The sequence below is a fragment of the Yersinia sp. 2553 StPb PI genome, assembly GCF_052217105.1.
Taxonomy (GTDB): Bacteria; Pseudomonadota; Gammaproteobacteria; order Enterobacterales; family Enterobacteriaceae; genus Yersinia; species Yersinia enterocolitica_E.
This window is the reverse complement of sequence record NZ_JAZGPX010000002.1, coordinates 4,794,325-4,808,908: the sequence shown is the minus strand read 5'-3', so window position 1 is coordinate 4,808,908 and position 14,584 is coordinate 4,794,325. Positions and strand designations below refer to the sequence as shown.

Here is a 14,584-nt window from a genome sequence, read left to right as displayed (position 1 = left end):
ATACAGTTAATTACTTTGGTTTCACTACTTTTTAACGGCCGGCAAACAAACAGATCAGAGAGAATCACACTTCCTTCTTTTGTAGGTTATTCAGCGTAAAAACAATCACCTTCTAGCCGTAAATAGCGAGTGAATGTGATCTTTAAGCGATCTGATTCGTCACAGGCTATTACCAACAGAACTGAACGTATCGGGTGTTTTATCGTTCCTAGTGTTTTGGCTGGTTTTGAAGTGAGGAGCATAAAGAATCGCTCCTTTCAGTATGGCGATATCTGCGTTAACGTGCTCACGGTATCGAGCGTAATTTCATATTCCGAGAAGAGGTTTATAAAATAAAACAATAAGTTAAAAAGAAAAAATACAATCGAATCAGATTAATAATGCGTTTTCTCTCACATCTTTTCCAGAAAGTGCTCGCGTAGGCCCCTCTCCGTTGCCAAACTCGCTGAATATCCCAACAACTAGGGAGGGAATTCTCATGGGTGTGCCACAAACCAAATTAGAACTCCTATTAGCAATAGACAAAAACTTTAATAAATTGTCAGGTTATCTCGCATCAATTCCGCCCGAATCAGCATCAGATGAATCAATGGAAGGACATGCGAAAGACACTGTAATGAGCGTTTGCAATCTTGTCTCCTACTTACTTGGCTGGAACAATTTAGTTATCAAATGGATAACGCTTGATGAAAAGGGAAAGCCTGTTGATTTCCCGGAAACGGGTTATAAATGGAACCAACTGGGTCTTCTCGCCCAACGGTTTTATCGCGACTATAGCTATTTGGATTTACGCTCGCTAAGCAGCCAACTACAGAACGCTAAAAGCGAAATCGTTGAATTGATCAATAAGCGATCTGACGATGACCTGTATGGAAAAGCTTGGTATGGCAAATGGACCATGGGAAGAATGATTTCTTTCAATACATCTTCCCCCTACTCCAACGCCTGCGGCAGGTTAAGAAAATGGGCAAAGGAAAACAGCCTCAAGCTATGAGGGAAGCTGCCGGGAAAGTGGGGCGCGGGAAGTGGTTCTTCTGGGTTTGGTACCTCCTCTCAGGTATAGCGTTCAAAAACTGCGACGACGTCCTTATCTCTGCACGACAAACTGGTTACCAGACTCAACCAGATGGCTATGTGCACTTTGACTGGCGCGGTAAACCTATGGAAGGGGAGTTTTACCGGTATGAGTCGTTTGGCGCTGAAATTGATCCTAAACTTGGATATGTCCGGCCATTTGGTAAAGCGTTCAGACAGCAACTGGTTGATAATTTGCAGGTAACTCAGAGATAGCCTTAACTCCACACCATGACTTTTCATTACCCGGAATTAAAAACGTGCCAGGGAGGCTCCCGGCGGCGTTTGGTGCATGTTATGGTTTATGTCTGCAACGTGCATTGACGATAGCTGGTATGAAACAACCGGGCGAACCAATGGCGAGTTGAAACTGCGGGTAACTTTTGGGTGGTACAATTTGATACCCCCATATATACCCCCCGCTATAAGTAGATTTAAATAGACGAACATGTATATAGGAATAACTAGATTAGCCTGAGAAGTGCGAATTTACTGGGTTTGATGTACTTCGGGAGATACTGCAAGACGTTAGATTGGAGCGGGTGAAGGGAATCGAACCCTCGTATAGAGCTCGCTGTAGCTCTCGTTCACTCTATCTCACCAGTGTAACTAAATGAAGTACCTGATTGCGGCATCTTAGAGGATTAATATGATGTCGATCAAGAACAATATGTACCTTTTCCAGAGAAATGATGGAATCTATGTTTTTCAGGTATTTGTGCCAAAGTATATGAGACACCTTACTGAGGGGAAGAGGGTTTTTAGGCGTTCATCTGGAGAACGAGAGCTACAGCGAGCACAGAACTTTCGTGACCATATGATTATTGAATTTAATAAAATTAAGAACCAGCTTAAACCCGATACTCATCAAATCAAGATACAAAGGGGCATTACTGCATTACATGCCCTGATAAATAAAGAATCTGAAAAACAGAATAATAGTAGATTGTGTATTAACAATATTAGTAATAATCACAGTGATAATAGTAAGTACATCACACCTGTAATCTGTCCCACACTCTCACAGATAAGAGATGAGTATCTATCTGAGTATAAAGATAAAAGAAAGCTATCAACGTTATCTAAAACACTTTTAGCAGTTAACTTATATTTGGACTCATCGAACATTATTGACGTGCCAATGGACAGCATAAAGCGGACTCAAGTTGCTGCATTTATCAGAGAACAAAAGAAAGACAAGTCACCACAAACAATACAGAACTATTTATCTTCCTTATCAGCCATTTATACTTATGCAAGACAGGTATATGACTGCATACCTTCAGATTGCCCTTTCATAGGGTACACACTGGAAGCAAAAGCAACGGTAATCAGCTATGAACCATTTGAATCACATCAGATTGATAGTCTATTGCAGGAAGCAGAAGAAGAAATAAGGGACGTGATACTTATCGGATTATATTCAGGAATGAGATTAGACGAGATTTGTAGTTTAAAAAGAACTGAAATCATTACTATCGAGGGTATCACCTGCTTTAACATCACCAAGGGCAAGACCAAATCCTCTGTAAGATATGTTCCTATCCATACAAAACTTATTGACATAGTGGATAAGTATCTTTCTATGGCTAATGGCGAATATCTATTAACCCATGCAAATCTGGTCAAACGTAAAGATGGCAAAACAGGCCCATATTACAGTCAGAAATTTACAAGACTCAGGAATAGTGTGTTACCTCTAGCTTCTGATAGGCAAGTTTTCCACAGTTTAAGGGGGATGTTCATCACGGAATTAGATAGGCTAGGAGTGCCGGAGCAACGGATAGGAGCTATAACAGGCCATGCAGAGCAAAAGGCAAAGACAGAGGCTTTCAGGACGTATAGCAGAGGTGCGATTATGAAGGAGTTAGCGGGATATATTGAAATGGTAAATTATAAATTAGAAGACAACCTTTGTTAGATAAAAGGCGGGGATTAACCCGCCCTCTGTTCGTTCTGTTTAATCAGTACGCAGGATATGAAGTCATGAGGTCGTTGATCTGACGGTCGTTGTAGCTTGCAATCTTGTTATCCGCTAGTACAGAAAAAACCCCCTCTAAACGCCCTACGTCTGTACTAATATGCACGTCCGCAGGTTTAACAGTTATATGGTTTACTGGTGCTTGGTATTGACTACTAGCTTGATACGGTGTTGGCTGTAGACTGCTTGCTGTAGGAATCATTGCCTGTGGAGATAGTGAGTTAGCATAGGGTTGGTAGGCTTTCATCCCATCACGTCCAACTTCTGCAATCCATTGACGGATGCCACCTTTAGTTAGATTTTCTTGATGATTTTTTATGCTATCCGCTCTAATCTCTTCCTGCGAGCGCAAGAAGGGCAGTTTAGAGACAATCCAAGAAATCAAGAGAGTCAACTTGCCTACGGCAGTTCCAAGGGCTTCAATTAGTGGGGTGAGGTCTTTCAGGCTCTTACCTACTCCCTCACTACCGCCGATGGCCTCTGATAAGGCTATGCTGAACCTATCCCCTAGTGTTTGCCCTGCGGCCCCTACGGCCTGCCCGAACTCTCTAAGCTTTACTAGCTGCTCAATCTCAGAAGAAGTTAGTAGCTGTCCCTTTCGATCCATATCTTCCCAAGTATTAACCAATTGTTTTCCTTGGTCTTTAAAGGCATCCATGAATAATGAGGCATCATCAACTCCTTCGAGGAAGTAGGTCATTTCTGCGTTGGTTTTCTTCAATTGCTTGCCTGACTCGACAACCTGAACCATAAATTCTGTTGGACTCATGGCTTTAATATCATCCATGGATATACCGGTTTTCTTCAGTAACCGTTCGTATAAATCAGAGAATTCCCCACCATTTTGAATTTCACCAGTCTTAGGATTCACTTTCCCCATCTCGGTTAATTCTGCCTTCTTCTCATTGATATCTTTCAACAGATCGATAGGGTCTTTTGTAATGTTGTTCTTCGATGCATAGCGGATAAGTGATTGAGCCTCAAAGCTTTCAACGTTCTGTTTCTGAATCTGTTTGATAAGCATGGCACGGCCTGTACTGCTTTCTGCTGCCGAATATGCGGCGAAACCGCCTGCCATGGCAGCTATGCCAGCCATACCAGTACCAGCGGCTAGCCCAAATCTACCACCCTTAGCACCTGCTGATAGACGTGCTTGGGCTTCACTACGAGATATGGCCCTCGTTGTTTGTAATAATCGTTTAGCTTCAAAATTTAGCTCTTTCATGTCTAAACGTTGTTCTCGGTACTGTTGGCTTAAAGCTTTGGCGGCTTGTACCGCTTTCAACTTCTCCCCAGCGCTCAGTTTATCCATTCTTCCAATATCTAAAGCCATATTTTTTAGCTTCATCGTGGCTGTGATATCTCTGTCAGTGGCTTCCTTCAGGGCTTTGCGATATACCAATCTCTTTTTCTCAGCCTGTGCTGCCTCTCTAGTTGCCTGAGTTTGTGCTTTGCCTGTCTGTTCCATTGCTCTAGTCTGCAATAAGCTTGTCTGTAGCCAGTCTTTTGACGGTTTGCCCAGCATCCCAGTACCCAAGCCACCCTTTACGCCTGCGCTGCCGTACACCTGCCGGACAGCTTTGATTTGTGCCTTTGCTGATTGCTTAGCCATCTTGACACTATTAGCTGCACTTCTTGGAGAGACGGCATTATCTAGAACACCAGCCGCCTCTTTTTTAATGCGTTTCATGTCGTCCCTGACCTTCTTCATGCTCTGTACGTCTGATTTCCATTTCACCATGTTGGTGAGGACTGCTGCTTGAATATTTACACTCATATGTTTATCTTCCTCTTGTTTTTATTATTTCCGTTCGCTCTATTTAGATAAAAAAATAGCCAGCGGTTTAAGGCTGGCTTTATTACTTGGTCAGGACTGGAGTCGTCAGAGCCGCTTCCAATGTCATATTCTGCTCACGCATTCTCCAATGAACGGTTGACTCTGAAATGTTGAATAACTTTGAAAGCTGTCTGATGTTTAATACATTAAGTACATCATTGCCAGATATGCGTCGGATGACTCGGTGCGAGCTACTACCCTCTAAAGTTAATACCATTTTTTATTCCTCTATATAATTCAAATAGCAACAAAAATAGAACGGGACTTATGTAAACCCCGCTCCAGATAAGAATAAGCAGGCATGTAAAGAGGGTAAGCATAAATACCCTCACACCTAACTTAAGCTTTAATAGACAAGCTGAATGTAGCCTGAGGCAGGTTATTTACAGCTAACATGCTGAATTCACTTACAACAGTTGGGAAGCCCCATTCATTAACAGGCAACATATATTGCAAGAACTCACCTTGCTCACCAATCATGGATGTTGACTTGATTGCTGGCCCTGCGTGGTGAACGTGGACTTTAGAGTTTCGGTTAAATTTCGTAATCATATAGCCGCCAGAATCGGCCACACCGTACTGTGCGTTTTGCCCAGTCACGTCAATAAACACGATATTTTTGAATACCCACATCTGATATGCTGGCAAGAGTTCTTTATACTGAGTCAGGAAATTATCAGCTGAAAGTGTGCTAAGATTGTAAATCATAGTCTCTGTAATTGACGGATGATAGCGGAGCTGGTTTGCAAGTTCACCTGAACAGATAATGAAGCGCTGCTCGACGTCACCATTCTTACCTTGGCATTCAATCTGTGATTTCTGAATCAAACTATCTAGTTGCATGGGGACAGAAGCAGATGCAGCGAAATCAAATTCAATATTAGTCTGAGTAGTCCCAGCAAACTCTGTGAAATAGTTCAAATCTCCTTGTCCGGCGAATTGTGATTGGCTCACACCTCTTAATACTGAATCAGCCAGAATCTTATCTTTTGTGTTGTAATATTGAATTACCTGTTTTTCTACCAATTCCAGTTTTGCTTGCTGTAACGATTGGTCATTATCAGTACCAGCACGACGGAAGCGCTCAAGGTCTCGTGAAGTTAATTCATCGATAGAAGCATAATAGGGGAGCTGGTATAAATAGTTTGAGAATTGACTACGTTGGATCGTGTTAAAATTGCTTGAAAAAGGTACATTCTCATTAAATACCTGTTCTGCACGGTCTAATAAACGGTCTAGACTAACATTCAATGTATCATGAGTTTCAACACCAAAGAGGTCGAGGGCGTTAAATAGACGATTTGGTACTTTAATTTTGGTATACAAATCACCAAGGGAAACAATCTCGTTAGATGGGTTATTTGGGGCACGATTAAAAGCCATATTATTTATCTTCCTTATTATTGTTATTATTGTTTGCTCTGCAAATGCTAAAAGTTCTGTTAACTGTTAGCACTCACGTTAGTGAGCATTTTTATTTTTATATTTTATTTTTAGAATCTATTGTGACTGTCTGTTACTGAAGACGGAAGCCATCAGCAATAAGTAATGTTTTTGCTTTCGTCAGACCTGCGATATCTGCTGCCTGCAATACAGCCTCGCGCAATACCACTCCGAAAGGATTTGCGGCGCGAATTGTCTGTACTTCACCTGCTGGATAATCCTCAAGGAGAACGTAGACCTTTATACTTGATGAGGTTGCTAGTGCACCGCTGGTAGCATCAATTACTGAACCTGCATAGGTGACAGTTGGGAGCGTCATTTTGACAAGCTTTTGGCAGAAAATGTGGTCTGCTGCATAAGCGAGGATGTCATTCTGCGAGAGGGGACTTGTTCCGGTCTTACCGTATTGTTGTAGTGACATATTATTATTTCCTTTTATTGTTGTTTGTATTTTTTAGATAAAGAGTCTTCGAAAGATTTTCGAATATCGTTATTACTTTCTTCTTCTTTTACTTCTACTTCTTCAAGCGTAATACCTGCAATTTCCAGAGCTTTAAGTAGTTCCTCTGTAATATCAGCGCCGTGCGCCTTGAATAAGAGCGCCTTATTATGGCCCGAAGCTGCACCACCCTGTTCTGCCAGTGTGTAGGCCAAGTGAGGCCCAAGGGGAGCTTTTTCATCTTTATCAAAATCAAAGGTGACATCTTTTAATAGTGTTTTGGGTTTCATTTAACCTCAATATTGTTTAATGTTGTTGTTTACAGGAACTTTGTTTAAGTTCACTTTGATAGTTCAAAATGATAAGTTATAACTTACTGAATTTCCTTGACTACAGTTTATTGTAGTGCAGAGCCGAAATAAAAGCCCTACTGCAATCCATGCAATAGAGCCATTATCAAGGAGCACAAACAAAAACAATAACAAGGAAGTAAACAAGAAATCAGATTATCAGAGGAAATGCACGTGAGTACATTTATTAAAGTCTCTTTTATGAAAAGAATTTAAGAAATGCATCTGTAGCAGTGCGGGTGCCACAAGGATTTGTCTACAGATAAACATTGATATGTAATTAAAGTTCGATGGCTATTTCGACTTTGATTAATTTTTAATAATTTAAGGAGAGGAATTCTTATGGCTATAAAGTACGTGGTGTGAACTTTAGTTTTAAATCATTCCCCTATATATCTATTATAACATTTTTTCGTGTAGACTACAATATATTGTGGTGATTTTCCTTGACTATTTCTTATTTATTTTAATATTCTTCTTATGCAAGAACACCCCCACATTCTAATAACTCTTTTTCAAATTCTTTTACAGCCTGTTCACCACACTTCAATGCGATATGTTGAACACGGTTAGCTCGTTCTATTAAATCCTGATGATGTTCAGTGAGATATTGTTCATTACTTAAAATAACGGTAGCTAATTGGTCTAATTTATCGTTTGTGTATTCGATTAACGAGAATAGATTGATATCGTCCTTATCAAAATAATTCAGGTCTAGATAGATACTTTCAAGTTCATTCAAAATCTTATTTGTCTTCTTCACTGCTTTCTTCTGTTTCTGTTTTTTCAAAAAGTACATCATAAGTAGTTTCCTTTTATTGTTTGCTCTGCAAATGCTAATAACTATTAGCACTCACATTAGTGAGCATTTTTATTATTGTTATTGTTAACACCGCATTCTGACGTGATAAACACGATGCTCACTAAGTGAGTGCTAATAACTATTAGCATTCGCGGAGCGAACACGGTGTTTTAGATGAGTACACCATAAGGCATAGGGTAGCTTAGGTTTTCTATTTAAACAGCTCACAGCTTGCAAAATCCCACGAGGAATCACATCATAGGAGTGCTATTGCAGTTATTACCATCGTTGCGGCTGGTAGATGTGGAATAATCAATGCTGGGGCAACAAGTGGTAAAGCTACAACCGTCAAAGTAAGCAGGAAAAACAAAGTCAGTATCTTCAATTAACCCCCTGTTCAATTCTCTTTGATTCCTGTTGGGCTATCCAAATCAGATATCCTGCAATTGACCACCCACGAGCATTACATTCTTTTAGTAGTAGTTGATATTGATAACTTTCCAATTCTATAATTAATTTCTTCTTCATTTAGTAATCCCTCTATTCGTGAACTGGAACCCACATACCAGCCTGATGCTCGTTTAACTCGTACTGGTCGCGCTTATTGAAATATAACCAACCCATATGAGGTATATTGGCAAAATCTCGTTGATAGTAACCACCCTCAATATAATCCACAGAGTCTTGAGTGATTTTTAAAGGTTTCTTTCTTTTATTCTTTATGTGCTTTATCTCTAAACTGGTCAGTGCATAGTACAAGGAGTTTGGTTGTTTTATTTGGTTATTTACACAATCAATATATTTCTGTTTGCGTTCAATGCTTACAGTTCTACTAATAACACCCCCTATGAGATAATATAGTTATAATCTACGCTGCTATACTTTCTTGTAAATACTCTTGATTTAATTTATCAATGTAAGCTTTTATTTCTTTTGTTTTTCCTGTTAATGCCAAGTTGCGTATATGCTCTTTCTCTTCTTCTGTAAAGACAACTCCAATCAATGGGTTTACTTTAGCTGGCTCTTGCATAGAGTAAGTTAAGGAGCCATGAGTTTTAGTGTATACCTCTGATAAATCCGGAGCACTCCACTTAATACTCAAAATATGTAGCTTATGCATTTCATCATCAGAGGCTTTAACAGAAGAACTTACTGACTGTTGCATAGCAATCTCTGGTGGTGTAATAGCTTGTTGTTCAAGACGAGAACCACGGCTTCCCCCAAACTTACTGTTATTTGGATTCAGTTTGTGATGTGCTATAGCATCTGATGCGGTTCTTAGTATTTTTGTGTAGTACTCAATAGTCCTTTTGCTGAGTGGCTTATCACCAAAAAACTCTTTCTTTTTATTAAGATAACTTCCAACAATTAGTGTATCAATTTCATCAAGTGTCTGTAATGCCCTGAAAAATCTAATGGGAGATAATCGTGTATCCTTCCCTGCTTGCCCTAATGCACCACAAATACAATCATCAATCCAATTTGGTAATTCTTCATATTCCCAAAAGGAAGAAATATACTCTTTGGTGAATCTATTATCTGTTGCTTTTCTCACTGCTCCTTTAGTTCTTGCCAATCTTCCTCCTATTTATTGTTATTGTTTGTCTTCCTTTAGTAATAAAAGTTTTAATTCTTGTTCTAGAATGTAAATGTCGTACATTTTAAGAGCCAGTTTATACATATGCTTTCTTTTTTCAGTGTACTGTTTGCAATGATTGCCCCTTAGATACACGGCATTCCTGCAAATAGTTCCATCTTTTAATGCTTCTACAACTGCTTGTACATCTGGAAAACGAACTCGTTTATCTGCTTTATCTACTTTAATATTATTTTTGTTAATACTGCCTCCTGATTTTTTAGATAAAAAAAAGACCGGATGCCTTTAGGCTTTCCAGTCTCATATAATGTTCTTCTGTATTATAGAGTAATTTTACTTACCCTATATCTCTAGTATATATGTTTTCCATAAACATTGCAATAGGGTTGAGGTATTTATTTTTACCCTATTCAATACTTCTCATGATAGCAGTTTTCTTATACAAAAGTCCAGATTCTTTACAATTAAAATTAAGGTTCCTTTCCCTTGTAATTCTCCTGCGTTTTAGCCCTTCATGTAGATAGGCTGTAGGTCACAGTGGATTATTGATTTAAACGGCTCACAGCTTGCAAAATCACACGAGACTCGTGCCTCTATCCTTGCATATTAGATAAACCATCTGTAAGACTGTCTGTAAGGTTATCTATAAGGTTGTAGCCTGTCTCTCTGTCATTTAATAAAACGATCTACTATAAGAGATAAGAATAAATCGACATCCCGACTGTCTTTCTGACACTCTGACTATCGATTCCTTCTAACATTCGTTTACTGAGTTAATCACTCTAAGCTTATCGCTTCTCATGCTAACCTCAGACTCATGTTATAAAACGATCTACTATATAGGGTCTTCTTTCGCTACGCTCACACCGAACACCCTACTAACTGTAACCGTATAATTAAATGATTAATGAACACGATAACCCATGTCCCTTACTCTTTTAATGATAAGGTAACACTCGATAACCAAACCATCACATATGTAATATCTTTATCATTACACATGCAATGTTCTTGGTCTCGTGTCTCTTCTATTCACTGTGCAAGCTTTTTAGCTAACCGTAGGTTGCACATATATGTATTTTATTAAAATCTTGCATGGTTTAGGTTTGTTAGTACATAGGCTTAAGATTATTGTTCTTTCTTCTTATTATTAAAAACGTTCTTCTAAAAGCCTATTAGATTATCCCTTTCCAGTTAGATTGGGTGTATAGCTGGTACAGCGTTACTGGAACACATTTATCTGTTATGGCTGTGAACACTCTAACCGAGTGAGTATCACTCTTTCAGCCATTACTCTTATAGTAGTGCGTTTTATTCCTGACTCTGTAAGAGTCTATAGTAGATCGTTTTATCGGTGTAAGAATGGGATGTTTAAGGAGTGAGTAACGACACACCGATAAGTACTATAAGTATGTCGTTTTATTATTTTATAATCTAATCTTTGCCTTTATAGGCTCTATAATATGTAAATATCGCACTGTCTTATTTGATTGTTTATACTGATCAAAAACAACAGTTAATCTAGGGTTTATATAGCCTTAAATAACCGGTAATGATGATGTAATGATTTGCCTGGTTAAAGTGTGATTACACAGTTCGTATAAGGCTGTATACCTCTGTAAGCCCCGCCCTACCTGACCTACATAATATAGGAGTGCCTAGTCTCCTTAACAGGATTACCTCTTAACTCCCAAATCCATGCAAAACTGAAACTGCGACAACATTTTTTTATTTGATTATCATTATTGTTTGTTGTTGATATGCATTCTCATATGTAACACCTAACAAAGAGGTGTTTAGATGTTATTTCTAAGTCACACATTAGTATTCTGTGATATAGAAAACATGCGTAATCATTGACTATCCCATCATTTAGATTAAACTGACTTCATACTAAACATTCTGTGACTTAGAAAACCCAGTAAACAAAAGGAAGTGGCTAGATGAACCTCGTTGATGCAGTAAAAACCAGCGAACAATCTGAACAGATAGGCGAACTACTCCTAAAGCATGGTAATCAAACCTATGCTGACATCTGGAACTTTGGCCTACAGGTAGCCTTACGTATCTCTGACCTGCTATCTCTGACTTATGCAGACGTACAAGGGGACAGGTTGGTTATCATTGAAGGGAAGACCAGCAAGCCTCGTCACATCGTGCTAAACACCAAGGCTAAAGCCATCGTAGAGCGCCGCAAAGCTGATAACCCTACTCATGTATATCTATTTGAAGTCTCTACTAATAGAGCCAAAGGGAAGCCTATAAGTAGGGAGAGCGTATCTAGAAAATTCAAAGAGATAGGTGAGATTATAGGTATTGTTTTAGGCACTCACAGCATGAGGAAAACGAGGGGATGGGTAATGTACAACTCAGGGATAAATATAGAAACCATCGCCAAGGTGCTTAACCACACCAGTCCAGCTACCACTATGCGTTATATCGGTTTAGACCAACAAACAGTTGATAATACCTACACTTCCTTCATCATCTAATCTCACCATGCTAGCGCCCTGCTAACCATTGCATTAAGCCCCGCAAGGGGCATTAGGCATACACACCCACATCTAAACACCAACTCTTCTCTACGGGCTTCCTACGCGCTGGTAGCCAGTGGCACCACACCGAAACAGCACACATATCATTGTGAATATTTCAATAAGTCTATGAGAATGATTCTCGTCTGTGGTGAACTGTCAAGCAGTGCGGACACTGAGCTAACAAATCTAGAACATGCCTGTGATATTTTAAGATAGGAAATAGAGAGAAAGGGGGTGGCATTTGTACCACCTCAAAATAGGGGGGGAAGTAGAACTATGGACAACGTTGCTTACTAACGGACAATAGAAGCCATAAAGCCCCGTTGGTGATACAACAACCATAAGCGGAGCGTAGCGACTTCATCAGTATTCTCATTACACAATAACTTATCAGGATGCCTTGTGTACCATTTGGAGCGTGGGCGAGACGCAGACAGAGCTTGCGTGAGGTGGCAAGTGACCATCACCATAAACCTGTTTTGGCTATCATAGACAGCACATCGGGCTTAAATGCTTATTGTGTAGTGTTTTTGGATAAAGTTTAGAGCCTGCATGGTTTGTGCGGCATAGATTTCTTGTTGTGCTATCGCGGTAAGACTCTGGAAGAACCGCCAGTGTATTGATATGCTACCCAATTAACCACACACCAAAACGCGACAGGTGTTCGTGTAGTTCAATGGCAACAATTAGAGAGACTATGGATTTCTAACTTGTTGATTTAGCTGCGTAGTGTAGCTAAATGAGACAGTGGAGCGGGTGAAGGGAATCGAACCCTCGTATAGAGCTTGGGAAGCTCTCGTTCTACCATTGAACTACACCCGCTTCGGTGTGCGGTTTGCATTATAACCGGTTCTTTCTCGTGGGCAAGCGAAGATATGGTCTAAGCGCCGGTATTTTAAGCGATTAGATTAAACCAAGTATAACTATGGCGGTTTTTGCTTAGTAAAAAGGGTGCCGTAGCACCCTTATAGATTACCGCTACCACAATAAACTTATTTAACCGGACGCATCGCTGGGAACAGGATAACGTCACGGATGGTGTGGCTGTTGGTAAACAACATCACCATACGGTCGATGCCGATGCCCAAACCAGCAGTGGGCGGTAAACCATGTTCCAGCGCGGTGACGTAGTCTTCATCGTAGAACATCGCTTCATCATCGCCAGCTTCTTTAGCACTAACCTGATCAGCAAAACGCTGAGCCTGATCTTCAGCATCATTCAACTCTGAGAAACCGTTACCAATCTCACGGCCACCGATAAAGAACTCAAAGCGGTCAGTGATAAACGGATTATCATCATTACGACGTGCCAGCGGAGAAACCTCTGCTGGATATTCAGTAATGAAAGTAGGCTGAATCAGGTGGCTTTCTGCGGTCTCTTCGAAGATCTCGCATTGAACGCGGCCTAGGCCCCAGCTCTTCTCAACTTTAATGCCTAATGACTCGGCGATAGCCAAAGCTTTGTCCATATCGTCCAAATCTGCCACATTGGTTTCAGGGCGATATTTGCAAATGGCTTCTTTCATGGTCAGTTTGGCAAAAGGCTTACCGAAATCGAATGTCTGCTCACCATACTGCACCACACTGCTACCCAATACGGTTTCAGTCAGAGTGCGGAACAGCTCTTCAGTCAGCACGATCAGATCTTTGTAATCCGCATACGCCATATAGAGTTCCATCATGGTGAACTCTGGGTTATGACGCGGGGAAACGCCCTCATTACGGAAGTTACGGTTGATTTCGAATACACGTTCAAAACCACCCACAACCAGGCGTTTCAGATACAGTTCTGGCGCGATGCGCAAGTACATATCGATATCCAGCGCATTGTGATGAGTCACAAACGGACGCGCTGAAGCACCACCTGGGATCACTTGCATCATAGGGGTTTCGACTTCCATGAAGCCTTTTTCCACCATGAAGCTACGAATACCAGACATCACCTGCGAACGAACTTTGAAAGTATGGCGAGATTCATCGTTAGCGATCAGATCCAAATAACGCTGACGGTAACGGGTTTCCTGATCAGCCAAGCCGTGGAATTTATCCGGCAGCGGACGCAGCGCTTTAGTCAACAGGCGCAGTTCGCTACAGTGGATAGACAACTCACCGGTTTTAGTTTTAAACAGCTTGCCACGAGCACCCAGAATATCGCCCAGATCCCACTTTTTGAATTCTTCGTTATAAACGCCTTCCGGCAGATCATCGCGGGAAACGTACAACTGAATACGGCCACCGACATCTTGTAGTGTGACGAATGATGCTTTACCCATAATACGGCGAGTCATCATACGGCCAGCCACGGTGACTTCGATATTCAGCGCTTCTAACTCTTCATTCTCTTTACTGCCGTACTCAGCATGTAGCTGGTCAGAGAGGTGCTCACGACGGAAATCATTAGGGAACGCAATTCCCTTTTCCCGCAGCAAGGCCAGCTTTTCCCGACGAGCTTGTAACTCACTATTGAGTTCTGGTTCTTGCGCTTGCTCAGCGACTTGTGGTTTTTGCTCTGACATCTCAGTTC

At 40.7% G+C, this 14,584-nt stretch carries 12 protein-coding genes and 1 tRNA gene; 4 read left to right on the top strand and 9 right to left on the bottom strand.

What is annotated here, in order from left to right; translation table 11 throughout:
- Nucleotides 1-478 precede the first annotated feature (478 nt).
- From V2A84_RS23200 to V2A84_RS23190, 3 genes are all read left to right on the top strand, one after another.
- Entirely contained in the window at nt 479-994 is a 516-nt protein-coding gene (locus V2A84_RS23200; protein ID WP_083162775.1) for a ClbS/DfsB family four-helix bundle protein, read from the top strand.
- Nucleotides 964-1,290, top strand: coding sequence for a hypothetical protein (locus tag V2A84_RS23195; protein ID WP_442849094.1), 327 nt, complete (start codon nt 964-966; stop codon nt 1,288-1,290). The genes V2A84_RS23200 and V2A84_RS23195 overlap by 31 nt, the downstream gene beginning before the upstream one ends.
- 436 nt (nt 1,291-1,726) lie before the next feature.
- Nucleotides 1,727-2,995 carry a tyrosine-type recombinase/integrase gene (locus tag V2A84_RS23190; RefSeq protein ID WP_442849148.1) on the top strand — a complete coding sequence of 423 codons (1,269 nt, stop codon included), beginning with the start codon at nt 1,727-1,729 and terminating at the stop codon, nt 2,993-2,995.
- 43 nt (nt 2,996-3,038) lie between these two features.
- Here V2A84_RS23190 and V2A84_RS23185 read toward each other — a convergent pair whose 3' ends face one another.
- From V2A84_RS23185 to V2A84_RS23155, 7 genes are all read right to left on the bottom strand, one after another.
- Nucleotides 3,039-4,832 (bottom strand): hypothetical protein, encoded by a 1,794-nt coding sequence (locus V2A84_RS23185; protein WP_442849093.1) that lies wholly within the window; start codon nt 4,830-4,832, stop codon nt 3,039-3,041.
- Between the two features lie 399 nt (nt 4,833-5,231).
- Nucleotides 5,232-6,275, bottom strand: coding sequence for a major capsid protein (locus V2A84_RS23180; RefSeq protein WP_442849092.1), 1,044 nt, complete (start codon nt 6,273-6,275; stop codon nt 5,232-5,234).
- A gap of 133 nt (nt 6,276-6,408) precedes the next feature.
- Nucleotides 6,409-6,756: a hypothetical protein gene (locus V2A84_RS23175; protein WP_442849091.1), complete on the bottom strand. Its 348-nt coding sequence runs from the start codon at nt 6,754-6,756 to the stop codon at nt 6,409-6,411.
- Nucleotides 6,757-6,770: 14 nt separating this feature from the next.
- Complete coding sequence (locus V2A84_RS23170; protein WP_442849090.1) at nt 6,771-7,064, bottom strand: hypothetical protein; 294 nt, start codon at nt 7,062-7,064, stop codon at nt 6,771-6,773.
- Between the two features lie 538 nt (nt 7,065-7,602).
- Nucleotides 7,603-7,926, bottom strand: coding sequence for a hypothetical protein (locus tag V2A84_RS23165; RefSeq protein ID WP_420072471.1), 324 nt, complete (start codon nt 7,924-7,926; stop codon nt 7,603-7,605).
- Between the two features lie 381 nt (nt 7,927-8,307).
- Nucleotides 8,308-8,454, bottom strand: a complete 147-nt coding sequence (locus V2A84_RS23160) for a hypothetical protein (protein ID WP_420074032.1) — start codon at nt 8,452-8,454, stop codon at nt 8,308-8,310.
- A 340-nt stretch (nt 8,455-8,794) separates the two neighbouring features.
- Entirely contained in the window at nt 8,795-9,502 is a 708-nt protein-coding gene (locus V2A84_RS23155) for a hypothetical protein (protein ID WP_420074033.1), read from the bottom strand.
- Nucleotides 9,503-11,466: 1,964 nt separating this feature from the next.
- Between V2A84_RS23155 and V2A84_RS23150 the strand changes: the two genes are divergently transcribed.
- Entirely contained in the window at nt 11,467-12,015 is a 549-nt protein-coding gene (locus V2A84_RS23150) for a tyrosine-type recombinase/integrase (protein ID WP_442849089.1), read from the top strand.
- 793 nt (nt 12,016-12,808) lie between these two features.
- On the opposite strand, the gene V2A84_RS23145 is transcribed toward V2A84_RS23150, so the two are convergent.
- Together V2A84_RS23145 and lysS are read right to left on the bottom strand one after the other, a co-directional pair.
- Nucleotides 12,809-12,882: transfer RNA gene (locus V2A84_RS23145), tRNA-Gly, on the bottom strand.
- Between the two features lie 170 nt (nt 12,883-13,052).
- Entirely contained in the window at nt 13,053-14,576 is a 1,524-nt protein-coding gene (gene lysS / locus V2A84_RS23140) for a lysine--tRNA ligase (RefSeq protein WP_083162773.1), read from the bottom strand.
- Nucleotides 14,577-14,584: the final 8 nt, after the last annotated feature.